General features: G+C 70.8%; 22 protein-coding genes. 10 read left to right on the top strand and 12 right to left on the bottom strand.

All coding sequences use genetic code 11. The annotated features are described in order from the left end of the window. Nucleotides 1–496: 496 nt before the first annotated feature. Nucleotides 497–2761, bottom strand: coding sequence for a glycoside hydrolase family 3 C-terminal domain-containing protein (locus tag ACFWTE_RS11255; RefSeq protein WP_378779204.1), 2265 nt, complete (start codon nucleotides 2759–2761; stop codon nucleotides 497–499). A 213-nt stretch (nucleotides 2762–2974) separates the two neighbouring features. Here ACFWTE_RS11255 and ACFWTE_RS11250 point away from each other — a divergent pair, with 213 nt between their 5' ends. Next, a complete protein-coding gene (locus tag ACFWTE_RS11250; RefSeq protein ID WP_378779203.1) occupies nucleotides 2975–3616 on the top strand; it encodes a TetR/AcrR family transcriptional regulator in 642 nt (213 codons plus the stop codon). A 219-nt stretch (nucleotides 3617–3835) separates the two neighbouring features. Here ACFWTE_RS11250 and ACFWTE_RS11245 read toward each other — a convergent pair whose 3' ends face one another. Together ACFWTE_RS11245 and ACFWTE_RS11240 are read right to left on the bottom strand one after the other, a co-directional pair. Then, nucleotides 3836–4837, bottom strand: coding sequence for an SMP-30/gluconolactonase/LRE family protein (locus ACFWTE_RS11245; protein WP_378779202.1), 1002 nt, complete (start codon nucleotides 4835–4837; stop codon nucleotides 3836–3838). A gap of 93 nt (nucleotides 4838–4930) precedes the next feature. Further along, nucleotides 4931–6748: a flavin-containing monooxygenase gene (locus ACFWTE_RS11240; RefSeq protein ID WP_378779201.1), complete on the bottom strand. Its 1818-nt coding sequence runs from the start codon at nucleotides 6746–6748 to the stop codon at nucleotides 4931–4933. A 218-nt stretch (nucleotides 6749–6966) separates the two neighbouring features. Here ACFWTE_RS11240 and ACFWTE_RS11235 point away from each other — a divergent pair, with 218 nt between their 5' ends. Then, nucleotides 6967–7443, top strand: a complete 477-nt coding sequence (locus ACFWTE_RS11235; protein ID WP_378779200.1) for a MarR family winged helix-turn-helix transcriptional regulator — start codon at nucleotides 6967–6969, stop codon at nucleotides 7441–7443. A gap of 132 nt (nucleotides 7444–7575) precedes the next feature. Here the strand turns inward: ACFWTE_RS11235 and ACFWTE_RS11230 are convergent, their stop codons facing one another. From ACFWTE_RS11230 to ACFWTE_RS11210, 5 genes are all read right to left on the bottom strand, one after another. Further along, nucleotides 7576–8256, bottom strand: coding sequence for a DJ-1/PfpI family protein (locus tag ACFWTE_RS11230; RefSeq protein WP_378779199.1), 681 nt, complete (start codon nucleotides 8254–8256; stop codon nucleotides 7576–7578). Between the two features lie 355 nt (nucleotides 8257–8611). Beyond that, nucleotides 8612–9742, bottom strand: a complete 1131-nt coding sequence (locus ACFWTE_RS11225; RefSeq protein ID WP_378779198.1) for a protein-L-isoaspartate(D-aspartate) O-methyltransferase — start codon at nucleotides 9740–9742, stop codon at nucleotides 8612–8614. Between the two features lie 305 nt (nucleotides 9743–10047). Beyond that, nucleotides 10048–10680: a GyrI-like domain-containing protein gene (locus tag ACFWTE_RS11220; RefSeq protein ID WP_378779197.1), complete on the bottom strand. Its 633-nt coding sequence runs from the start codon at nucleotides 10678–10680 to the stop codon at nucleotides 10048–10050. Next, on the bottom strand, nucleotides 10664–11197 hold the full coding sequence (locus ACFWTE_RS11215) for a PadR family transcriptional regulator (RefSeq protein WP_378779196.1): 534 nt from the start codon (nucleotides 11195–11197) through the stop codon (nucleotides 10664–10666). The genes ACFWTE_RS11220 and ACFWTE_RS11215 overlap by 17 nt, the downstream gene beginning before the upstream one ends. Nucleotides 11198–11295: 98 nt before the next feature. Beyond that, nucleotides 11296–12438, bottom strand: a complete 1143-nt coding sequence (locus ACFWTE_RS11210; RefSeq protein ID WP_378779195.1) for a serine hydrolase domain-containing protein — start codon at nucleotides 12436–12438, stop codon at nucleotides 11296–11298. Between the two features lie 149 nt (nucleotides 12439–12587). Between ACFWTE_RS11210 and ACFWTE_RS11205 the strand changes: the two genes are divergently transcribed. Continuing rightward, complete coding sequence (locus ACFWTE_RS11205; protein WP_378779194.1) at nucleotides 12588–13127, top strand: PadR family transcriptional regulator; 540 nt, start codon at nucleotides 12588–12590, stop codon at nucleotides 13125–13127. A 122-nt stretch (nucleotides 13128–13249) separates the two neighbouring features. Here ACFWTE_RS11205 and ACFWTE_RS11200 read toward each other — a convergent pair whose 3' ends face one another. The 3 genes from ACFWTE_RS11200 to ACFWTE_RS11190 form a co-directional block, all read right to left on the bottom strand. Then, nucleotides 13250–13639: a VOC family protein gene (locus tag ACFWTE_RS11200; RefSeq protein WP_378779193.1), complete on the bottom strand. Its 390-nt coding sequence runs from the start codon at nucleotides 13637–13639 to the stop codon at nucleotides 13250–13252. After that, nucleotides 13636–13971, bottom strand: a complete 336-nt coding sequence (locus ACFWTE_RS11195) for an ArsR/SmtB family transcription factor (protein ID WP_378779192.1) — start codon at nucleotides 13969–13971, stop codon at nucleotides 13636–13638. Before ACFWTE_RS11195 ends, ACFWTE_RS11200 begins: the two co-directional genes overlap by 4 nt. A 148-nt stretch (nucleotides 13972–14119) precedes the next feature. Next, nucleotides 14120–14266 (bottom strand): hypothetical protein, encoded by a 147-nt coding sequence (locus ACFWTE_RS11190; RefSeq protein ID WP_378779191.1) that lies wholly within the window; start codon nucleotides 14264–14266, stop codon nucleotides 14120–14122. 451 nt (nucleotides 14267–14717) lie between these two features. On the opposite strand from ACFWTE_RS11190, the gene ACFWTE_RS11185 reads away from it, so the two are divergent. The 7 genes from ACFWTE_RS11185 to ACFWTE_RS11155 all read left to right on the top strand — a co-directional run bounded on the left by ACFWTE_RS11185 (nucleotide 14718) and on the right by ACFWTE_RS11155 (nucleotide 22142). Beyond that, the gene (locus tag ACFWTE_RS11185; RefSeq protein WP_378779190.1) at nucleotides 14718–16214 is read left to right on the top strand and encodes a GMC oxidoreductase; all 1497 of its coding nucleotides are present in this window, start codon (nucleotides 14718–14720) and stop codon (nucleotides 16212–16214) included. Nucleotides 16215–16223: 9 nt separating this feature from the next. Next, complete coding sequence (locus tag ACFWTE_RS11180) at nucleotides 16224–17534, top strand: aminotransferase class III-fold pyridoxal phosphate-dependent enzyme (RefSeq protein WP_378779189.1); 1311 nt, start codon at nucleotides 16224–16226, stop codon at nucleotides 17532–17534. Next, nucleotides 17531–18445, top strand: a complete 915-nt coding sequence (locus ACFWTE_RS11175) for a sulfotransferase family protein (RefSeq protein ID WP_378779188.1) — start codon at nucleotides 17531–17533, stop codon at nucleotides 18443–18445. Before ACFWTE_RS11180 ends, ACFWTE_RS11175 begins: the two co-directional genes overlap by 4 nt. Continuing rightward, nucleotides 18429–19175 carry a TSUP family transporter gene (locus ACFWTE_RS11170; protein WP_378779187.1) on the top strand — a complete coding sequence of 249 codons (747 nt, stop codon included), beginning with the start codon at nucleotides 18429–18431 and terminating at the stop codon, nucleotides 19173–19175. Before ACFWTE_RS11175 ends, ACFWTE_RS11170 begins: the two co-directional genes overlap by 17 nt. Before the next feature lie 363 nt (nucleotides 19176–19538). Next, on the top strand, nucleotides 19539–20486 hold the full coding sequence (locus ACFWTE_RS11165; RefSeq protein WP_378779186.1) for an aminoglycoside phosphotransferase family protein: 948 nt from the start codon (nucleotides 19539–19541) through the stop codon (nucleotides 20484–20486). A gap of 344 nt (nucleotides 20487–20830) precedes the next feature. Next, nucleotides 20831–20962 carry a hypothetical protein gene (locus ACFWTE_RS11160; protein WP_378779185.1) on the top strand — a complete coding sequence of 44 codons (132 nt, stop codon included), beginning with the start codon at nucleotides 20831–20833 and terminating at the stop codon, nucleotides 20960–20962. A 250-nt stretch (nucleotides 20963–21212) separates the two neighbouring features. Then, the gene (locus ACFWTE_RS11155) at nucleotides 21213–22142 is read left to right on the top strand and encodes an alpha/beta hydrolase fold domain-containing protein (RefSeq protein ID WP_378779184.1); all 930 of its coding nucleotides are present in this window, start codon (nucleotides 21213–21215) and stop codon (nucleotides 22140–22142) included. Nucleotides 22143–22186: 44 nt separating this feature from the next. Here the strand turns inward: ACFWTE_RS11155 and ACFWTE_RS11150 are convergent, their stop codons facing one another. Further along, nucleotides 22187–22837, bottom strand: coding sequence for a hypothetical protein (locus ACFWTE_RS11150; RefSeq protein ID WP_378779183.1), 651 nt, complete (start codon nucleotides 22835–22837; stop codon nucleotides 22187–22189). Nucleotides 22838–23035: the final 198 nt, after the last annotated feature.

Raw genomic sequence — 23035 nt, 5'->3', positions numbered from 1 at the left:
CCACGCTCCTCCAGTTCCTCCTGGTCATCGCCGCGGGCCTGTTCGCCTGCAGGGTCGCCCTGGGAACCGCTGATCTGCTCGTGAGAGTCCTGAGCCACGGGGCCGCACGGCGATGGCCCGGTCTGGGGTCGGGGAGACCCCACCGCAACGCAGCAGGCTCCGAGGGGCCCGCTCCGGAACCGACAAGCAGCCGGAACGAGTTCCACGGCCACAACCGGGGCACCGTCATCCAGGCCGGGCACATAGGCCGGCTCCACCTCCACTCCGCGGAGGTCGGCGGCACCGGGACGCCGGGCAGGGACGGCGACCGCTGAACAGGTCGGCCTCAGCACGGGCCCGAGGGATGACGGGAGGCGGTCCCGGCGCGCGCCGCGGCCCCGGGTCCGTCGGAGGTACCGGCCCGGCACCACCGTCCCGACCGCCCCGCACGGGCGCAGCACTCACGGGCACCGGGCCGGGGCCGCCGTTCCGCGACCGGAGGCGGCGGCCCCCTTCCTCACTCCTGGTTGATGCGTGCGATGAGGGCTTCGAGCTCCTCCCGCCCCACCGGGCCGAAGGCCGTGAGGCGTCCCAGAGGGATCGAGGCCATCATGCGCGCCATGTCCGTCCCCAGGGCGGAGGCGTCGCCCATCGCCGCCGGCGGGGAGAGGACCTCGGCGAGCACGGCCACCGCCTTCGGGTCGGCCATCACCTCGCCCAGCGTCGAGTCGAGCGTCACGGGCAGCCGCAGTTCGTCCCCCTCGACGGTGACCGCGGCCTCCGCCCTCAGGTCACGGCTCGAAGCACCCGCCGACACCGTGTACCCGCCGCCCTCGACCACCCAGCGGTCGACCCGGACCTCCCAGTACGCCAGGTCCTCGCGCGCCAGCAGCACGGAGACCCGCTCGCTCCCGCCGGGCTCCAGGGTCACACCGGTGAAGCCCTTCAGTTCCCGGGGAGCCCTCGACACGGCCGAGTCGGGCTTGGAGACGTAGAACTGGACGACCTCGCGCCCGGCCCGGTCACCCGTGTTGGTCACGGTCACACTCGCGGTGACACCGGCGGTGTCCTGCTCCAACCGCAGGTCGGAGTAGTCGAAGCTCGTGTAGGACAGCCCGTGGCCGAAGGGGAAGGCCACGTCCGTCTCGCGGGCGTCGTACCAGCGGTAGCCCACGTACAGGCCCTCGCCGTAGAGCACCGCCGAGTTCTCGCCGGGGAAGTTCAGGTACGCGGGGGTGTCCTGCAACCGGACCGGCACCGTCTCGGCCAGCCGACCGGACGGGTTGACCCGGCCGAACAGCACGTCGGCGATCGCGCCGCCGCCCGCCTGGCCGAGTAGGGCCCCGTCGAGGATCGCGGGCGCGAGCTCGGCGACCGGGGCCAGGCGCAGCACGCCGCCGTGGGAGAGCACGACGACCGTGCGGGGCTGCGCACGCACGACGGCGGCGAGCAGTTCGAGCTGTTCGGCGGGGAGTTCGATGTGCTCCCGGTCGAAGCCCTCGGACTCCTGGTGCTCGGCCAGTCCGAGGAAGACGACAGCGGCGTCCGCGCTCCCGGCGTCCTGCACCGCCTGCTCGCGCAGACCCGCACCGTCACCCTCCTCCGCGGTGTACCCGTGGGCGAAGGTGACCGTGCCGGGCCCGGCCAGGACGCGGATCTCCTCCAGGGGCACGTCCACGCGCGTGGGTGTGACGTGGGAGCTGCCGCCTCCCTGGTAGCGCGGGTCCTGGGCGAAGCCGCCGATGACGGCGACGGACCCGCCCGGCTCCAGAGGCAGGAGGCCTTCCTCGTTTTTGAGCAGGACGACGCACCGCGCCGCCACCTCGCGGGCGAGTGCGTGGTGCGCCTCGACATCGTCCGCCGCGACCTCATGGGTTCCCGCGTCGCCTGCCGCACCGTCCCGGCGGGCGTTCGCCGCCTTCGCGGCCAGCGCGGCCACACGGGAGGCGGCCGTGCGGACGTCCTCCGGGGAGCAGTCACCGCTCTCCACGGCGGCGACGAGCCGCGTGTCGCTCGCACCGCCGTCGCCGGGCATCTCCAGGTCCAGCCCCGCGGGGACCGAGGCGGAGCGCTCCCGCACCGCACCCCAGTCGCTCACGACCACGCCGTCGAACCCCCACTCCTCGCGCAGCACCGTGGTGAGCAGCCAGTGGTCCTCGGAGGCGTAGACGCCGTTGATGCGGTTGTAGGAGCACATCACGGTCCACGGGGCGGACGTGCGCACGACCCTCTGGAAGGCGCGCAGGTAGATCTCGCGCAGCGTGCGCGGGTCGATGTCGGAGCTGGAGCGCATCCGGTCGTGCTCGGCGTTGTTGGCGGCGAAGTGCTTGAGCGAGGCGCCCACCCCGGTGCTCTGCAGCCCGCTCACCCAGGCGCCGCCGAGAACACCGGTGAGGAAGGGGTCCTCGGAGTAGTACTCGAAGTTGCGCCCGCCGCGCGGGTCGCGCTTGATGTTGATCCCCGGGCCCAGGAGCACGTCGACGCCCAGCGCGCCGGCCTCGGCCCCGAGGGCGGTGCCCACCCGTCCGACCAGGTCGGGGTCCCAGCTCTGGGCGAGGCCGACGGCCGGGGGGAAGCAGGTGGCGGGCAGGCTCTCGGCGAGGCCGAGGTGGTCGGTGGCCCCGGCCTGGCGGCGCACCCCGTGCGGCCCGTCGGTGAGCACCAGGGAGGGGACCTCTCCCACGGCCTTGGTGGTCCAGAAGTCGGCGCCGCCGCTCAGCGAGGCCTGCTCCGCGAGGGTGAGCCCGCTCAGGTCGGGGACGGATCCGGGGTGTGCGGTCAAGGCGCGAACTCCTTCGTGTCGGCGGTGGGATCCCACGCGGTACGGCGCCGGGGCGACGCGCCGGTTGGTGCGAGACGATCCCTGAAAACTGAGTCGAGATGAGTTTTTATGAGAGTGTCGCAGCATACAGGCCCGGTGAAAGCCGCCACAAGGGTGATGCCCCAAGGAAATTCGAGTCTGACTTGGTTTTGACGGAAGCCTAGAGTGATCACCATGAGCACCACCTCCACCGGGTCGCGCGGCCCCTACGCCCGTTCGGCCGAGCGTCGCAGAAGCATCGCCCGTGCGGTGCTCGACACCGTGCTCGAGAAGGGCCACGACGGGGTCACCACGGCCGAGACCGCCCGGCGGGCCGGGACCAGCGAGGCCACCGCCCTGTACCACTACCCCACCAAGGAGCACCTGCTGGTCGCCGCCCTGGAGCTGTCCGACGAGGAGGCCGCGCTGCGGCCCTTCAGCACCGACCCCGGTATGGGCCTGGACGACCTGCGCGCGTTCGTGGACACCACGACGGAGCGGGCGCACATCATGCGCCTGCACACCGCGCTCCTGGGCCGCGCCACCTCCCCCGACCACCCGGCCCAGGAGTTCCTCGCCCGCCACAACCGGGAGGCCGTCGCCCACGTCGCCCGGTCGGTGCGCCACCGCCAGCGGGCGGGCACGGCCCACCCCGGCCTCGACGCGGTCGGGGTCGCCCGTCAGTTCCTCGCGACCTGGGACGGGCTCCAGGCCCAGTGGCTCCTCGACCCGTCCTTCGACTTCGGCGACCACCTCGTCCAGGCGTTTCGCCGCCTCACGGGACAGAACTGGATGGAGGGCCGGGCCGTGCTCCTGGACCCCTCCGTCGGCGTGTGAACCAGCAGCGGCCCACGTCGCCGTCCCGCCCCGACGCCCGGGATCACGCCCCCTCCGGACACCTCCACCACCGACCGGACGTCCCGCCCGGCGCCCGCCCCGCCCCGTGCAACGGCAAGGCCCCCGCCGCGCCGGCCCCGGGTGGGTCCGCGGACCCACCCGGTCGACACGACGGGGGCCTGAGGGAGCAGACACCTGCCCGGGACCGTGAGGGGTGGGTCAGCCGCCGTTGGACTGCCGGATCCCCTCGCCGAGCGCGTCGAACGAGTAGACGAACCCCCCGTCGTCCCCGCTGACGGTCATGAAGGCGTCGGTCGTTCCCGGTGCGATGGCGACGTTCGTCGCCGACTCCAGCCCCTCGGCGGCGTCGTCGGGGACACCGACCGTGGTGAGGTGCTCCCCCGTCGAGCTGTACACGAAGATGCTCGGCTGACCGTGGACGGCCTGGTACAGGTTTCCCTCCGCGTCGACCGCGATGGAGTCGATCCGGCTGGTGCCGCCGTCGAAGTGGATCGCGGCGTGGGAGGTGGCCACCCCGGTCCCGTCCTCGTCGAGCGCGTAGTGGTCGACACGGTTCGCGGCGTACTGGCCGACCCAGAGGCCCTCGTAGTCCTCGGTGAACGAGATGCCGTTCGGCGCCGGCAGTTCCTCCGCCAGGACGGTCGCCTCGGCTGTTTCCCCGTCGACCCTGACGATCCGGCCGCTGGTCTCCCAGGCGGGGTCGGAGAAGCCGGTGGAGTCGCTGACGTACATGTTCCCCGCCTCGTCGAACGCGAGGTCGTCGGGGTGCATCGGCACTCCGTCGACGTCACCGGAGAAGAACGTGGTGTGGTCGTCCCCCTCCGGGGTGATGCTGTCGATCCTGCCGCCGGCGAAGTCCGTCAGGTACAACCGGTCGTCCAAGGGGCTGAACTGCGCGGACGTGTACGCACTGTCCTCGTTCGTGAACACCGGCGCCACCTCACCGGAGCCGGTGTCCACCCTCAGCACCTTGGGATCGCCCGCGGGGGCGGTGACGTCGACGACGAGCAGGCCGCCGTCCGGGGCGAAGGTCGGCCCTTCGAGCAGGGTCATCCCCGTCTCCTCGTGGACGGAGGTCACCTGGACCAGCAGCTCGGCGGTCTGGCCGGTGTCCTGGTCCGGGCCGGAGGCGGCGGCGTTCGAGCAGCCCGCCACCGCACCCACCACGACGAGCAGCGCGAGTGCGCGGGCGGTCACCATCCGTGGCGGCCTGGGGCAATGCTGTTCCATACGGTTCTGCCTTTCGAGCGGGGCGGGACTTCCGGTCTGCGCCCGTGATCGCCGACGGTCGGGCTACGAGTTCGATCCGAGGACGTCGTGCATGCGACTGCCGCGCCACTCCTTGAGCACCCGGTGGAAGGCCACGGGGCCGGGGCTGTACGAGAACCCGCCGTGGATACCGGCGCCCTCGCGGTTGTAGTAACCGGGTGTGCACTCCTGCCGGAACGCGGAGTTGTCGTGCGCCGTCTCCTGGACGGTTCGGCCCCACGCGTCGGCCGCCTCCTGTGAGGGTTCGACCACGGGGACCGCGCTCTTGCGGGCTTCGCCGATGACGGCGGCGATGTGCTCGGCCTGCTCCAGCAGGATGTGCGCGAAGTTCACGGAGTTGGCGTTCTGGAGCGCACCCAGGTGGAACAGGTTCGGGAACCCGTTGCTGTAGAAGCCGTGCAGCGTCCTGGGCCCGCGGCTCCACGATTCGAGCAGCGGGCGCCCGCCGCGACCGCGGACCGGCATCGTGCCGGACATGACGCCGGAGATGCCGACGTCGAACCCGGTGGCGAAGACGACGCAGTCGACGGGGTACTCGGTGTCGCCGACGACGATCGAGTCCTCGGTCATGCGCGTGATGCCGCCGTGGTCGGCGGTGTCGACGAGGGTGACGTCGGGACGGTTGAACGTCTGGAGGTAGTGGTCGCTGAAGCAGGGCCGCTTGCACATGTAGCGGTACCACGGCTTCAGCAGCTCCGCGGTCTCCGGGTCGTCGACGACCTCGTCCACGCGTGCCCGGATCTGGTTCATCTTCTGGGCGTCGACGAGTTCGTCGATCCGTTCGCGCTCCTCCGCGGGGACGCTGGTGTCCAGCGCGCCGGAGATCATCTTGCGCTGGAGCCGCGCCGTCGACGTCCATCCGTCCCGGGTCAGGTCGGTCTCGACCTCCTCTCCGGAGACGATCGCGAGGAAGTTCTCCATGCGCTCGCGCTGCCAGCCGGGTTCGAGGGAGTCCGCCCAGGCCTGGTCCGTGGGCCAGTTGTCACGGACGTCCACCGAGGACGGTGTCCGCTGGAACACGTACAGGTGCTCCGCGTCGCGCCCCAGGTGCGGGATGACCTGGACACCGGTCGCCCCGGTACCGATGACCGCGACCTTCTTGTCCGCGAGGCCGTCGAGTCCGCCGCCTGAGTCGCCGCCGGTGTAGCCGTAGTCCCAGCGGCTCGTGTGGAAGGTGTGGCCTCTGAAGGTGTCGATGCCGGGGATACCCGGCAGCTTGGGCTGGGTCAGCGTGCCGGAGGAGGTGATGACGAACCGGGCGCGCATCCGGTCGCCGCGGTCGGTCTCGACCACCCACTCGTCCGCTTCCCCGTCCCACTCCAGAGCGGTGACGCGTGTGTGGAACAGGGCGTCGCGGTACAGGCCGAAGGTCTCGGCGATCGCCACGGCGTGCTGACGGATCTCCTCGCCGGGGGCGTAGCGCCACTTGGGTACGTAGCCGACCTCCTCCAGGAGGGGCATGTACGAGTACGACTCGATGTCGCAGTGGATGCCCGGGTAGCGGTTCCAGTACCAGGTCCCGCCGAAGTCGCCTGCCTCGTCCATCATCCGGATCGACTCGACGCCCGCCTGCCGGAGCCGCGCCCCGGTGGTGAGGCCTCCGAACCCCCCGCCGATCACGAGCACCTCGACGGTGTCGGTGAGGGCGGCGCGCTCGGCCCGCGGGGTGTACGGGTCCTTGGCGTAGTAGCCGAACTCGCCGGTGGTCGAGCGGTACTGGGTGGCGCCGTCGGGGCGGATGCGGCGCTCGCGCTCGTGCGCGTAGCGGGCCCGCAGTGCGTCGAGGTCGATCTCCTCGCCCTGGTCGTCGATGTTCGAGGTCGCGCCGGAGGCTGTGGTCATGTGCCGTCCTCACTTCGTTGCCGCCGTGTCGCGGCGGGTCGGCGGGGGCGGGGTCCCCGGGAGGGGCGGCCGTGCCGCCACCGGGGCACCGCGCGAGACCCGGGCGTTCGTCACCCGCTGCGACGGCGGTGTCTATGAACCGTGCGCGAAAAAGGTTAGCATCGCCCTAAGTATTTGGTGCGGGGGGTGGCCTCCGCGAAGCGCCCTATCATGGCGACATGCGGCACGAGGTGACTGAACAGGGCGAACACGAACGCGAACGCATCGTGCACGAGATCCAGACCCTGAACGGAGCGATGGAGGATTCCGTACTGAACGCCCTCTTCCAGCACCTGCTCTCGATGGATCTGACGATCCAGCAGCTCAGGGTCCTGATCATCCTGGTCACCACGGAGGAGGGCGCGACGGGACGAAGCCTGTCCACGTCGTTCGGTGTCTCCATGGCGTCGATGTCCGGCCTGCTCGACCGGCTCGTGGCCCAGGGCGTCGCCGCGCGTTCACCGGACCCCCACGACCAACGGGTCCGCCGTGTCCGCGCCACGCCCCTGGGCACATCGGTCGTACAGCGCCTGATGGTGGCCCGACCGTTCCGCGACGACATCCTCATGAACCTGCGCATGGAGGACCTGCGCGCACTCGAACAGGGCTTCCGGGCCGTGAGCGAGCAGATCTCCCTCATGGAAGAGCGGGGGTGATCCGCCGCCGCCGTCACCGGCGGCGGCGTGTGCCAGCCGACACAGCCCCGGACCGCACGGCGGGCCCGTCGCCCCGGACCACGGCTCGGCCGGTGAGCCGTGGTGTCACTCCGGGCCCGTCGATCCCACCGCTCAGCCGGTGAGGCGTGCCAGCAGGTCGGGGTGGTCCGCCAGCGCGGTGCGCACGACCTCCCGCATGATCGGCTGGTAGGAGGAGAGGTCGGCGGCCTCCCAGTCGATGGGTCCCAGCGGCGGCTCGGGGTCGTACTCGATCACCAGCTGCGCGGCACGGGCCGCGTCCTCCCCGGCGAACCTGCGGGCCAGGTGCAGGGCCATGTCGATGCCCGCCGACACACCCGCGGCGGTCACGACGTCCCCGTCGTCCACCCAGCGCTCCGTCGAGGGGACCGCCCCGAACCGCGGCAGCAGGTCGCGAAACCCCCAGTGGGTGGTGGCGGGCCGCCCTTCCAGCAGCCCCGCCGCGCCCAGGATCAGCGAGCCCGTGCACACCGAGGCCATGACCTCGGCGGTCGCCGAAACAGAGCGCAGCCAGTCGAGGAGCTCCTCGTCGGCGCAGGCGGCGAAGGTACCGATCGTGCCTCCCGGCACCACCACGCAGTACGGGTCGGTCACGTCGGCGAAGGTCGATGTGGCGGCCAGCCGCAGGGCCGTGTCGGAGTCGAGGGGCTCCAGGTCGCGCGCCACGACGACGGTCTCGAACTCCGGCCCGAGGGCTGCGGTCACGGTCAGGGGTCCCACCAGATCCAGGGAGGTGAGACCGGGGTAGAGGGCGTAGGCGATGGTCTTGGTCATGCGGCCAGTCTCGGGTCCGCGGCAGTACGCGGACAAGGGCGCGGGGGCGGCGTGTCCGCAATCGTGGGGTCCTGGTCAGTGCGCTCCGCCCCGGGTCCGGGTCGCCGGCAGCGGCTACCGGCAGCTCTGCCTCCGACGGCGCCTCCTGCACTCTGATCCGTCTCTGCGGGCCATCCGGATGCGATGAGCTCAGATCGTGTTTTCTGCGTCCTTGCCGGGCCTCGCGTCCACCAGGCCTCCTCTCGCTGCGCCTCTGCGCTCGTGCGGCACAACCGGGCCGAACGTCGCACATCGCCTTGCGAGAGATCGCCCGGACGGCCGCTCACCGACCCGAAAACCTGCAAAAAAACACTCCCTAAGGGGTCGGGGCCACCTGGTTGTCAGGTGCGTCGAGCCACACCTGGTGCCCGGCCGCTGTCACGGTGAGGCCGAACCGGTCTCGGCCCGGCCTCCCCCATCCCGCCCACGCGAGGTAGGCCGCCTCCACCTCGTTCCACAGGTCACGCGGACCCCGCTGCTCCACACCCGACCTTTCGAACCCGGGATCGTAGGCGACCCGGGCCTGCGACGAACCGTCCCACACCCACATCTGGAAGGTGCCGTCCGCCCCGGCGGCGCCGTGTGCCTGGACGTCCGGCACCATCCCGCTGATGGTGACGTGGGCGCCCGGCGCGGCGTGCGTCACCCGGCGGGGGTCGAGCGGCGTCGCCCCCTCGCGCCAGCCGCCGCCGTCGAAGTCGGGGCCGGCCGGTCGTTGGGCCCGCATCAGCATGTACGTGCTGCCGCCCGCGAACCGGCCGACCGCCCGGCCGTCGCCGAGAGCGGTGAGCTTCACCTGGTGCCCGTGGTTGAACCCGGGCACCCACGGCAGCACGATGCTCCCGCCCGGCCGGGTCTGCTCCACCCACGGCAACGGGACTTCGCGCACCCCGCACGTGACGTGGATCCCGTCGTAGGGGGCTCCCCTCTTCCAGCCGAGTGCCCCGTCGCCCGTGATGAGGGTCGGGAAGAGACCGATCCGTCCCAGGTTCACCGATGCCTGTCCGGCGACCTGGTCGTCCACCTCGATCGAGGTCACGGCGTCGGAGCCGAGCACGGTGGACAGCAGCGCGGCCGTCCACCCGGTCCCGGTGCCGATCTCCAGGACACGGTCGCCCGGGTAGGGGTCGAGCAGTTCGAGGAACGCCGCCACCATCCCGGGCGCGGACGCGGAACTGGTGCCGGTCCCGGTCCCGGTGGCCGGGTCGCCCTCGCCGTCGTCGGTCTGGGTGACGACGGCCGTGTCGGTGTAGACCGCCGCACGCCAGCGGGCGGGGCCGGTCTGCCTGTCGATCGGGTGGGGCGGGGTGCCGTCGGTGGGCACCGCCCACGCCACGGGCGGGACGAACTCCTCACGCGGTACGGCGAGGAACGCGTCGCGCCACCGCGGTTCGGTCAGATACCCCGATCGCGCCAGCGCGACGACCAGATCGGCGGGCTCGGCCATTACTTCGGTTTCTCGCGGGTGCCGCCGCCCGGAGGCGGGGTGTCCGGGGACGGCGGCGGCGGTTCGTACGGCTTACTGGGCTTGGGTGCACCTTGGTGCTTGGCCTTCATGGCACCGTCCTGTCGCTCGGAGAGACGAGACAGGGTGACGGTAACCCACCGTGTACAGACTGTCAGGAGGAACGGCCGGACCCGGTCAGTCGGAGTGCTCCTGGCATTCCAGGTTCACAGGCGCCCATGGCGAGATCACCGGCGAAGGCTTTGGAAGCCGCCGCTCCGCCCGCCTGCGCACCAGGCGGGCGGGTGCTACTTTCCCGAGGTCGCGGTGGCGACCGGTTGCCGCAGGATGGTGCGCAGCCTCTCCGGTGCGACCTTGCGGAAGTCGCTCAGGTAGATCTCGTGGTGCTTGCCGACCATGCGCAGCCCGTTGTCAGGGATGAACCCGCGATGCATCCGCGTGAGCACGTCCGCCTCGTGGTCGAAGGGGCCCACGTGCAGCGTCTGCACGCACCGGCCCTCGGACAGCGTCTCCAGTCGGACGTCTCCGAGCCTCGCGGGCCTGCTCTTGGCCGCGGCGCGCTCGACGGCTGTGGCGAACATGTCCTGGTCGATCCAGTCCGGGGTCATGATCATCAGCGTCCAGTCCCACCGCGACTTGTCACGCGTCGCGGTGAAGGCGTCCATGTCCTGGGCCCACCACAGGCCCTCCAGGGGCATGACGACGTAGTCGCGCCCGAGATCCTGCTTGCTGGCGAACTTCAGCTTGTAGGCGACCGGGTAGAGGGCTTCGACCGCTTCGGTGAAGGCGGTCGAGGTGTTCGGGTCCCCGTGGCCGTCGACCATGAGGTACTGCAGGTCCGGTATCTCCGCGATCCGGAACCGGTCCCGTTTCGCCTGGTAGGCATCGAGGGTCTTCTTGAAGTCAGTCTTGTCCGTCATCGGGCACCTGGGCTCGGATGGCGAGCCACGACCTTTCTGCCTCCAGGAGGCTCAGTGAGTACGAGAACACCTCGCGTGCCGCCCGCGCGGAGGGGGCCTGGGCCTGCTCGGCCCCCCGGACCGCGGCGATGCGCGCCTCCACCTGGGCCAACCTGGCGCGCAGCGCCTCGGCGTACTCCCGCTCGGTGAACAGCGGCAGGTTGGCGATGCCCACCAGCAGCGTGTGCGGCACCGGCCGCAGTTCCCGGACGAGGGCGAGCGCGCCGCGACCCGCGGCCTGCCTTCCGGTGGCGGTGGCGTGGAAGACGCGGCGGGACTTCGCCGCGACGGGGGCCTCGGGGACGTGTGCCAGGCCCCGCTTCTCCAACTTGGCGAGCAGGTAGTAGATCGAGGAGAACCCGATGTCCGTCCACTGCCGGACACCGCGCTGCTCTATGACCTGTTCGAGGTCGTAGCCGTGCTGAGGACGTTCGATGATCAGACCCAGGACGGTCAGTTCGGCGGGTGTTAGTTCCACGGATTTATTCTAGTACTAGAATATGACGGTGGGGAACCCTTTCGGGGAGGTGGACCTGGCCGGAGTTCCGGCATCCCGTTCGCAGGGGGCGCTCCCCCTTACGTTCGCCAGGCTCCCAGGCACCGCACCATGAAGCGGAAGGGGATGGCCTGCCCCTTGGCCTGGTCGACGGTGCCGGCCAGGTGCAGGTCGAGCTCCGGGCAGTGGAAGAGCCAGGTCCCGGTGGCTCCCGAGTGGCCGACGAACGTGGCAGGGCGGCCTCCCGGCGCCACGAGCCGGCCGACCCTGAAGGACATGGTGCCCAGTCCGTACCGGAGGACGGGGATGTTGCGCAGTCGGTTGCGCCTCCCGGTGAGCAGCTCCGACGAGCGAACGTCCTCGAAGAGTGCGCCGCCGAGCAGCGCCCCTTGGAAGGCGAGGAGATCGCCGGTGGTGCTGAACAAGTCGTTGCAGGACTCGATCATCCGGGGCAGGTCCACGCGGCGCCGTCTCGCATGAAGCGGCGAGGGCGCCGGGGTCGCCGGATCCGGCGGGCAGTGCCCTGGGAGCCAGGTGTGCGCCAGTCCGAGCGGAGCGAGGATCCGTTCGGTCAGCAGATCGGCGAACGACCGGCCGGTCACCGTCTCCACGATACGGATGAGCAGCTGGAAGCCGGTGTCGGAGTAGCGGGCCTTCTGCCGGGCGGTTGTGAGGTCCTGCGGCGCGAAGTGCGGGCGCTGCTGTTCACGCGTGACCCTCACCGTGTCCTCGAAGGTCCAGGCCACATCCTGGCCGGTGGCGAGGCGCTCGTACAGGCTGGGTTCCCCGCGGCGCTTCTCGAAGTGGTCCGGCAGCCCGGACGTGTGGCTCGCCAGGTGGCGCACCGTGATCGCGGTCGTGCGGTCGATGCCCCCGAGCACGTGGAGCCCGGCGATCGTCTCCGCGGGCAGGTAGGTGCCGATCGGCGCGGCCAGGTCGAGCTCACCGCGCTCGTGCGCCTGTAGCACCAGCGTGATGACGAAGCGTTTGGTGACGCTCGCGATGAAGAAAGGGGTGCTGGGCCGCAGGGGCTGATCGTCGGCCACGGCGGGGCCGGACGCGGCGGACCAGCGCTGTTTTCCGTCACCGCCGGCGAGGGCGATGTTGGCGTGGTGCACGCCGCGTTGTGCGACGAGGTTCTCCAGCAGACTCGTCAGCCGTGCTTCGACGCCGGCGGGAACGTGGTTGTCGCGGGCGAGGGTGGTGGCGAGCGGTGGCCTCACGTGGATACTCCTCGACTCAGGTCCTTCGATGCGACCCGTCGCCACGCCTTCCACGGGACAGGGCGGCGTCGATGGACAGGGCGGGGGCTCCTTGATTCTCATATGTCTAGTAGACATATCTATGAGAGTCAACGGGCTAGACTCGACCCATGGCCCATGTCATCCTCGGTCTGCTCCTGATCGCCCCGCAGAGCCTCTACGACCTCATCAAGGGGTTCGAGGCCGGTGTCGCGTTGTTCTACAGCGCCAGCTCCGGCAGCATCAAACGCGCGCTCGACACCCTGCTCGCCAGGGAGCTCATCGATGTCGACAGCGTCGAGGCCGGCGGGCGCGGCCGGAAGGTGTACCGCGTGACCGACGCCGGTCGCGAGGAGTTCCGTGCGTGGATGACCGGGGACCCGGCCGGGTCCGACCTGGAGACCGCGGCGCTGTCCAGGCTCTACTTCCTCGGCCTACTGGAGCCGGACGAACGCGTTCCGGTGCTCCGCCGCGTCACGGCGCGCATCGAGTCCGACCTCGCGGCGTTCCTGAGACTCGACAGCAACCTCGATGCGGTGGACTTCCCCGAGGAGCGTCGCGACCTGGTCACCCACCAGCGCGCGACGCTCGACTACGGCATCGCCTCGCACCGCTTCATGCTCGACTGGTTCCGCGACCACATCGACCGGCACGAGCCGCCGGACTCCTGACACGGCTCGGTCGCCGGCGACAGGGGCCGCCCTGGCGTGCCGCCGCACGCAGCAGACCCGGGCGCTGCCCCCGGATGCTCCTTCGGGCAACGCCTGGGCCTGGCTGGGAGGGAGGCGAGCGGTCAGCCGGCCTGGTGGGCGATCTGGATGAGGTTGCCGCAGGTGTCGTCGAGAACGGCGGTGGTCACCGGACCCATGTCGACGGGCTCCTGGGTGAAGCGCACACCGAGACCGCGCATCCGCTCGTACTCGATCCTGACGTCGTCGACCGCGAAGGAGGTGAACGGGATGCCGTCGGCGACCAGGGCGTCCTTGAACGGCTTCGCCGCCGGGTGCCCACTGGGTTCGAGCACCAGCTCGGTGCCGTCCGGGTCCTGCGGGGACACCACGGTCAGCCACCGGTCCCCGCCCATCGGAACGTCGTGTTTCCTCACGAAGCCCAACACCTCGGTGTAGAACCGCAGCGCCTTCTCCTGGTCGTCGACGAGCACGCTCGCCAGGTTGATTCTCATGCCGATCCCCTTGTCTCCTCCGTGGCGGCACCGCTGTCGGGGCCGCCTCCGGCTGCGTCGTCGGACTTGCCGAGCCACCGCGCGACGATCGGTTCGAGCGGCCCGGTGTTGATGTAGTGGAACTTGTACCGGCCCTCGCGTCTGGTCTCGACCAGTTCTGCGGCTTCGAGAACGTCCAGGTGCTGCGAGATCGCCTGCCGTGACGAGCTGAGCCGGTGCCTGGTCGTCAGGCGGGCGCAGAGCTCGAAGAGCGTCTGTCCGTTCCGGTCGGTCAGCTCGTCGAGGATGGTGCGCCGTGTGGGGTCGGCCAGGGCCTTGAAGACGTCTCCCATGTTCACGCATATTAGGCAAGTAGATACTTGCATGTCAAGGTCGGGCATCCCGGTCGGAACCTGCGCGGCCTCGACCGCAGGGCGCCCCCTCCCGGCGGCCGAGCCCGAAGCCACGGAAAGTCCGGGGCGACCGGGACCGGGCCAGGTCCTACGGCTCGTGGACGAAGACCTGCCTGCCGGTCCGGGCATCCGGACGGGTGGCCTCCAGGACCTGCCCGCCGCTTCCGCGGGTGATCCGGCCGACCACGACCAGGGCGACATTGGCGCCGACCCGCCTCGAATCGATAAACAGCATCACGGCGTTCATCTCACCGAAGGCCGACGTTCAGTCCAAATACTGAGACTTTTATCAGCGGCCACCATTTCCCGAGGAAGCGCCAGGTCAGCAATATGACCGAGGCCCCCACGGCATCATGACCCTCCGATTCATATTCATTACACTCCGCAACACTTGCCAGGTCAACGTCGTCTGATTTCCACGCGCAAGAGTCGTTTGTCACGCACGCCACCTTTGCAGCACGAGGAGGCATTTGAAGCGCTATGACCATAATGTCGCATTGGACTGACAGTTAGGGCATCGACTAGAAATGTCATCAGCCATGAACGAGATAAACAACCAGCGACATTTCACAGGGAAAGTCCATAGAGCCCGACATCGTTTCTTTGGCCCGGGTGTGATGTACCGGGGAGGCTGACCCGGGGTGGGGCCGATGACAACACCAGCCCTCCCGGGAGGCACCGAGCCAGTGAAGCGATTCGTCCAGCTCAGTCAGATCTCACGCAAGACCGACTACGACTACTGCGTCATCGGTGGAGGGCCCGCAGGCCTCATGGCTGCGTACGAGCTCTCCAGGCACGGCGAGACACTACTGCTGGAAGCGGGGGTCGCCGCGTCCGAACGCCCCTACACGGACCTGCGCGCCGAAACGACCGACAGCGTACTCGTCAGCGACCACGGCACCCATCCGGCGAACCCCTGGACCCTGCGCGGCCCCGGCGGCGGCATGGAGCGGTACGCCGGGATTCTCGTCCGGTACCGGCTCCAGGACTTCGACAGGTCCTCAGCGTTCGCGCACGCCTCGGCAGATCCGCGCTGGCCGATCGAATACGAGGACCTGCGGCCGTACTACGACGAGGTCGAGCAGCGGCTCGGAGTCGCACGCGCCCCCGGCCTCGACCCCACCGAACCGCCCTCGTGCGCACCGTTCCTGCCCCCGCACCGGACCAGCGCGCGGGCCGCGCTCATCAACGAGGCCTTCGACGAACTCGGAGTCGGACACTTCCCCACCCCCCTCGGCGTCAACTCCCGTCCCTTCGCCCGGCGTCCCGCCTGCACACACTGCGGACACTGCAACGAGACCCACTGCCAGACCGGCGCGAAGGCATCACTGCTCCCCCTCGTGCTCGGATCCGGCCCGAACCGCCGCCTGCGGCTGGCGCACGCGGTCACCGCCGAGGCCCTCCGGATCGACTCCACGGGCCGGGTCGGCTCAGTCGAGTGCATGGACACCGCCGAAGGCCGACCAGCGACCGTCGGAGCGCGGCACTTCGTCATCGCGGCCGGTGCGCTCAACAGCTGCGCCCTGCTCCTGCGCTCCACCAGCCGACTCCACCCACGCGGACTGGCCAACGGGAACGACCAGGTGGGGAGAGGCATCCAGTTCAAGCTCACCGGATACGCCGACGTGCGCGCCCCGGCCCAGGCGTTGACGGGTGAGAGCCCGACCCTGTTCAGCACCACCGCGACCACCGACTTCTACCACCAGCTCCCCGACGGCGGATCCGGCGGCTTCATCTACGACGCGTCCGCCCCCGGTCGGCCCGACACGCTTCGACTGCACTTCGTCATATCGGAGGCACCGATGTCGGAGAACTTCGTGGCACCGGGGCCGGCTTCCGCCACGAGACCCAACGTCGTGATCAGACACACGACCCACGAGGTCGACCGGCGCCGACTGCGGTCCCTTCGGTCCGTCGCGGCCGGCGTGCTCTCACACATCGATCGCGGCGTCCGGGTCCACGAGGAGTTCAACGCCACGGGCATGGCGCACCTGGCTGGCGGGTGCCGTGCCGGCACGGATTCCAGAACCTCGGTGGTCGACCCCGACGGACGGCTGCACCAATGCGACAACGTCCATGTCGCCGACTCCGCCTATTTCCCGTACGCCGCCTCCGCCAACCCGACGATGACCTTGATCGCCAACGCACTGCGCATCAGCAGGCAGCTCGCGCAGCAAACCTAGGGGAACCCTGTGGAAGGAATACGAGAAGCACTCGACACCACCTGTACGCGAACACGGGACGCGGACCGCAAGAACCCGTTGCTCCTGGAACGGGGCCGGGGCGCGACGTTCGTCGACGTCCAGGGCAGGTCGTACGTCGACTTCACCTCCTGTACCGGCGCCGCGCCCCTCGGTATGGGACACCCCGGGATCGTGGAAGCCGTCACCCGGCACCTCACCGAGGGAGGCGGCGTCCTCCCGGGGACCATGAGCAGGGTCCGTGTCGACCTTGCGCGACGGCTCCTGGACCTGTTCCCGCACAGCGAGAGGGTCGCCTTCATGCGGACCGGCTCCTGCGCGACCACCGCAGCGGTGCGCCTGTCCAGGGTGGCGACCGGCAAGGACGCCGTCCTCACCAGCGGATACCACGGGTGGCACGACTGGCAGCTGCAGTACCAGGGCGACACCCGACAGCGTGCGTCCGATCCCCGCGTCCACCACTTCGGCTACGACGCCGACCAGCTGCTCGCACTCTGCCGAAGGTTCGCGGGCGACCTCGCGGCCGTCATCATCTCTCCCGAGCACGACGTCATGCCGACGGAGCACCTGGAGCAGTTGATCGCGATCACGCACGACTTCGGCGCCGTCGCCGTCCTGGACGAGGTGATGACGGGGTTCCGCGTCGGCCCGGGCGGGCTGACGGCGCGCCTGGACCCCAAGCCCGACGTCACGGTTCTCAGCAAGGGGCTCGCGAACGGCAGCGCCCTCTCCGCCGTGCTGCTCGGCCCACGGGTCGCCGACGCCCACGAGGCCAGCGACCTCGGAAACACCTATCTCCGTGAGACAACGCCCTTCGTCGTGGCGCTGGAGACCATGGACCTCCTCATCGAGGAGACGGAACGGCTGCACCGCACCACCGCGACCCTGGGGTCCGGGCTCAACGACGTGTTCGCCACCACCGGGTACCCGGCGTGTGCGGTGTGGGACGACGGAATCCTCCACCTGGTCTTCGCCCACACCGACCTCGCCGACGACTTCTACCCGGCGATGCTCGGTTCCGGTCTCTTCCTGGGGACCGGAGGCACCCTCCTGCCCGGGGTCGGGGTGACGGAGGAGCACGTGGGCCTCGCCGTCCGGACGGCCCGCAGGATTGCGGAGAGGACGACGGGGACCGGCCTCACGACACCCGCCGACGCCCTCGGCGACAACTTGCTCCGGCAACCGTTCACCGACTTCTGCACCGACAACTTCCACGCGACGCCCGCCGTGGCGGACATGTGGTGGACCACCAAGGTCGCCGCGCAGGTGACACCTGCCCACAAGAAGGGGGGAGCACGATGAACCCGGTACTGCTCGGCGGAGAGAACCGATCCGGCACCACACTGCTCAGCCTCGTCCTCAACTCCCACCCCGACCTGTGCGTCGGCCCGGAACTCGACTTCGTCGAACCCCCGAACCTCGGCACACACGTCCTGGAGGCGATCGAGCTGGTGCGGTCGCGTGACCCGCGAGCCGTCGGCCCCGGCACCTCCAGCGGGGATCCGTACTGGTACGACTCCGCCCACTTCGTCAAGCAGTGCGAACGGTTCGGAATCGGATACGGCGAGCTGGCCGACACGATCCGCGACCGGCTCGGCCACGACGGGGGCAACCTTGTCACGCTCCCACAGCGGTGTGAGCTGATCAGAGCCCTGTGCGAGGCCCGTGCCCGCGCGCAGGGAGCGACGATGTGGGGCATCAAGCTGCAGCGCAAGATCAAGGACGTGGACGAGTTCGCCAGGATCTGGCAGCGGGCGCGCTTCATCCACATCGTCCGGGACGGCAGGGACGTCATCACGTCCCACCTCAACACGGTGCCCGACTGGGGGCACAAGAACATCGAGATCGCGGCCCGGGACTGGGTGGAGATCATCACCTTCGCACGCCACCGGGCCCCGGACGGCCGCTACCTTGAGGTCCGCTACGAGGACCTGGTCGGCTCCCCCGAGGCGGCCACACGCCGGATGTGCGACTTCCTCGACATCCCATGGTCGGCGAACATGATCCGCCACCACGAACTGGAGCACCCCCTCCACCGGAACCCGTGGTCCCACCCCGCCTCGGAACAGACAAAGGCGCAACTCACCCAGGGCTCCGTGGGCCGCTTCCGACACGAACTCGGACACGCGAGGACGACACAGTACGAGAGCATCGCGGGGGATCTGCTGACCGACTGCGGATACGAGCGGAGCGCAGTTGCTCCACCTCGATGACACCACCCTGTTCGTGGGCCTGTTCGCGCTGATCCTGTTCAGTGCCGCCGTCCAGTCCCTGTCGGGGTTCGGCTACGCGCTGCTCAGCGCACCGCTGCTCACGGCGACGCTCGGTGGCCCCCAGGCCGTCTCGACCATCATGATCACCGGCACCGCCTGCGACATCGCCATCCTGGCGATGCGACGGAGCCTGCCACAGCCCGCGATGCGGGAGACCTTCGCCCTCGGGCTGTGGTCCGCCCCCGGGATGCTGGCGGGAGCCTGGCTGCTCACGGCGCTACCCGTGCTCGGACTCCAGGTGTTCGTCGCGTGCGTCGTGATCGCCGCAGTGGTCCTGAGGGTCCTCTCCCGTGACGACGGCACCGTCCTGAAGCCGGCCTGGGCGGCTCCGGCCGGGCTCCTGTCAGGGGCGTTGAGCACCTCGACGTCCCTGGCAGGGCCGCCCAGCGTCTACTACCTCGTCCACCGCGGCCTGAGTCCGCACACCATGCGCGACACGCTCGTCACCCTCTCCCTGGTGCGCCTGCCACTCAGTGTCATAGCGCTCCTGGTCACGGGCGCCTGGGAGGTCTACCCCCTCTGGTTGCCGCTCGTCGGCGCAGCGCTGTTGGGACAGGTCGCGGGAACACAGGCGTTCCACCGCTTCGGCCACGCCCGGTACGAACACATCGTCCTCGGGCTGCTCACCACATCGGCCGTCGTGTCACTGGCCGCGCTCGGCATCACGTGAGAGCCCCGCGGTCCTCCCCGTCGGCGCAGGAACACAAGCGCCACGGGCGCGACGCGATCCCTACGCGGCGCCAGGCCCCTGGACGGGACGTGCTGGGGCAGATGGACGATCACTCGCCCGGCCTCGTCCTGGAGGTGGGGATCGAGGGCAACCTGCACCAGCCGGCGGCCAGGGGCGAGGGAGACCTCGTCGAGGTGGTCGGCGTCGCCGACGGGGGCGAACCGGCCCACGGGGGACGTCGTGCGACGCGGTGGCGGACGCATACGGCGGGGCGGCCTCGGTACGCTGGGCCGCGTCACTGGTCCGTCGTCGGCGCAGGGGTGGCCGGCGGCGGCCTTCGGTACCGAGGCGAAGGGCTTTCGCGTGGAGGACCCGACGGTCGACGAGACCCTGGTGCGGTCCCTGCTGGACGCGCAACACCCGGATCTCGCAGAACTGGAGCTGCGGCCTGTGGACGGCGGCTGGGACAACCGGATGTGGCGCCTCGGTGAGGACCTGGCGGTTCGTCTGCCGCGCACTCCGCGTGCCCCCGCCCTGCTCCGTACCGAGCACCGATGGTTGCCGGGCCTGGCGTCGCGCCTCCCGCTGCCCGTCCCGGTCCCCGTGCGTTTGGGGACGCCGTCCGCGAGCTTCCCCGAGACCTGGCTCGTCACGACCTGGGTTGCCGGTGAACCGGCCGACCGGGCCCCGGTCGGCCGCGGACCCCACGCGGCCGAAGCCCTGGCGGGCTTCCTGACCGCCCTCCATCAGGAGGCTCCCGACGACGCTCCTGTCAGCCCGGGGCGCGGTGTCCCCCTGGCGGACATCACCGAGGCGGCCGAAGGGCACCTGCGGGCCGTGGCCACCCGCCGCGACATCTCCCGAATGCGAGAGGTGTGGAGCGACGCGGTCGCGGCCCCGGTGTGGAACCGGCCGCCGGTGTGGCTCCACAGTGACCTGCACCCGGCGAACGTCGTCGTCTCCGAAGGGACCCTGGCGGGTGTGATCGACTTCGGTGACCTGTCCTGCGGTGATCCGGCGATCGACCTCGCAGCGGCGTGGCTCCTGTTGCCCTCGGGCGCGGCCGAGCGGTTCTTCGACGCGTACGCCCGCGCCGACGAGGCCGCGGTCCGCCGGGCTCGGGGATGGGCGCTGCTGCGCTGCCTCGTGCTCATCGACATCGGTCGCGCCGGAGAACTGGGCCTTCCAGGTGGCAAGCCCACGTGGAAGCACGCGGGCGAGGCCGCGCTCGCCCGGCTGCTCGACTCGGTTGTCCCGGAGAGGCCGTGTCCGGGGACCTCCTGCACGCGCCCGGACTGGTGCCGTTCATGAGTTGACGCCGTGCCCGTGCCGCGGGAATCCGCTGGAACAGCGGGGAACACCGCTACGAGAACCACGTGGCCCTGATCAGAGCCGAACTACGACAGGCGGGCGTCGAGTACGCGGACCCTGTGCGGGTCACTCGACCGATGGGCGGACTCGCCCACGGGCCGCATCCTGGAGGGGGCGCCGGGCTACGGTCTGCTCCACGAGCTGTGGACGGTGGCCGCCGCCCTCGCGGTGTTCGCGCCCTTCCCCCGCCAGGGCCCGACCTCCCATCCTTCCCCGGGCCTGTCGAGGGCACTGGCCACCCTGGGCCCGGGCGGACCGCGCACCATCACTCCCGACGTGGAGGGGTGCGGTCACAGACCGTCGACGCCTTGCCCGCCATCATCGAGACCCTGTTGGCCCGAGACCACCAACTGGTTCGGGTCAACGATCTGTTGGGACTCGCGGCCACGCACGCGGAGGAGTTCGGACAGCGGTGACGGGGCCCGGCAGCGCCGGGGCGCCGATGGGTACGAGTGTCCCCGCCCGGCTCCCCCGGGGGCGCATGGCCCGGTCCACGAACCACCGAGTGGTTCGTGGACCCACGCACCAGGTATGACAGGATCACCGCGACCCACCGCGCGGCCGTGTGTGCCGCGGACACGCTCCTCCCGCGCGCGTCCCGAGCACTCCCCCACCGGTTGCGCGGAGCACGCCCCTGACCCACTGACCCGAGAGCTCGGAGACGGCATGACCCTCGACCCCTACCTGGCCGACAGGCTCCACCTCCTCACGGGCCTCGGCGACCGGGACGCCCTCCGGGCCGATCCGGAGGCTCTGAGCCGGTTCGCCGAGTACCAGCGCGATCCCGCCGAGTGGGTGCTGCCGGACGTCTCGGTCGAGGACCGCACCGTCCCCGGCCCACACGGAGGGGTCCCCGTGCGGATCTACCGCCCGCAGGAGACCGACGGCCGCGCCCTGATGTGGCTGCACGGTGGCGGCTTCGTGCACGGCGACCTGGACATGCCGGAGGCGCACACGGTCAGCGCCGAACTGGCCGTCCGCGCGCGGGCACTGGTCGTCTCCGTCGACTACCGCCTCGCCGTGGACGGCGTCCGCTACCCGGTTCCCGTCGACGACGCGTACGCCGCGTGGACGTGGCTGGCCGGGACCGGCTGGGCGGAGGAGGGCGCCGTCGCCATCGGCGGTGCGAGCGCGGGCTCCGCCCTGGCCCTGTCCACGGCGCTGCGTCTGCGCGACCGGGGCCGGCCCCTGCCGCACTCCGTCCTGCTCGCCTACCCGTTCCTCCACTTCCCGAACCCGGCGCTGGACGCGGACAGCGCAGCCCGCATGGACACCCTGCCGCCGCTCCTGCGGTTCACCCCCGAGTCGATCGAGGGCATGGTGCGCAACTACGTGGGGCGCGTGGGCGGGCTCCCGTCCGACGCGATGCCCGGGGCGGCGGACCTGACCGGCCTCCCCACGACCAGCTTCGTGCTGTCCGAGTACGACGACCTGCGCCCCTCCGGCGAACTCCTCGCCAGGCAGTTGGAGGAGGCAGGGGTCCCCCACCGGACCTTCGTCGCGGCGGGGATGCCGCACGGCCACCTGAACCGGGGCCCCTCCCTGGGCGAGGTCGACCGCTCGCTCGACTTCTTCGCCGCCGCCCTCAAGGGCTGACCTGCGTCCGGGGCCGGACGCCCCTCCTGTGAACCGTGACGAGGTCAGAGCTCGGAGGCCCTGCGCAACAGGGTCTCCGGGTCCTGGTCCGTGTTGATCCCGGCGACCACCTCCGCCGTGAGCGGCCCGCCCGCGAAGACCCGCCGCACGGCGGCCAGGTCGAGGTCCCGCCGGTAGTCGCGGTTGAAGTGGTGGCAGAACTCCAGCGCGGGATCCTCGGCGTACAGCCTGTCCAGCAGCCACCCCGCGCCGTCGGCGTCCGGGTCTTCGTCCGGGAACTCGACGGCCCCGGTACGCCAGGAATCGTCGCCCGCGCCGCGCCAGAGGAGCGCGGTGACCTCCGGTTCGTCCGGGCCCACGAACTCCGGTGCGGACAGGAGCGGCACGAACTCGGCGGGCACCGGGTCGGCCACCCCCGGCCAGATCTCACCGTCGTTGGCGTAGGGGCTCATGGCCGACTCGTGGTCGAAGCAGCGGATCAGGGCCGCGGTCGGCGACAGTGCGATGGCGTAGCCGTCCCCTCCCCCGTTGTCGAAGGTCATCAGGTCCCATCCGGGCAGCCCGCCGGCCTGGAAGCCGTGGGTGGGGAAGCGGTTGTCGGGAGCGACGAGGAACTCCAGCAGGGCCGCGGAGCGCCCGAGGTCGCGCAGGACAGAGATGCCGGGCAGGGGGAGGGTGGCGTTCTCGGTGGTCATGGCGTCATCCAAGCAGCCGCTGGTGACAACGGCCGACGGCCGCCCCCCCCGCGCGCGGGGGGGGGCCCGGCGGGGGGGGGCGTCCCCGTCGGCCGGCGGGCGGGGGGGGGGGGTGGGGGGGGTGTGGGCCCCCCCCCCCCCCCGCCCGGCCCCCGATCCCGGGGCGCCGCCGGTCAGCGGCCCTTGACTCCCACGGGC

It is taken from the genome of Nocardiopsis sp. NPDC058631 (assembly GCF_042716955.1).
In the GTDB taxonomy this organism is placed as follows: Bacteria; Actinomycetota; Actinomycetes; order Streptosporangiales; family Streptosporangiaceae; genus Nocardiopsis.
Note: the sequence above shows the minus strand (reverse complement) of the source record. Positions and strands in the feature narration are given on the sequence as shown.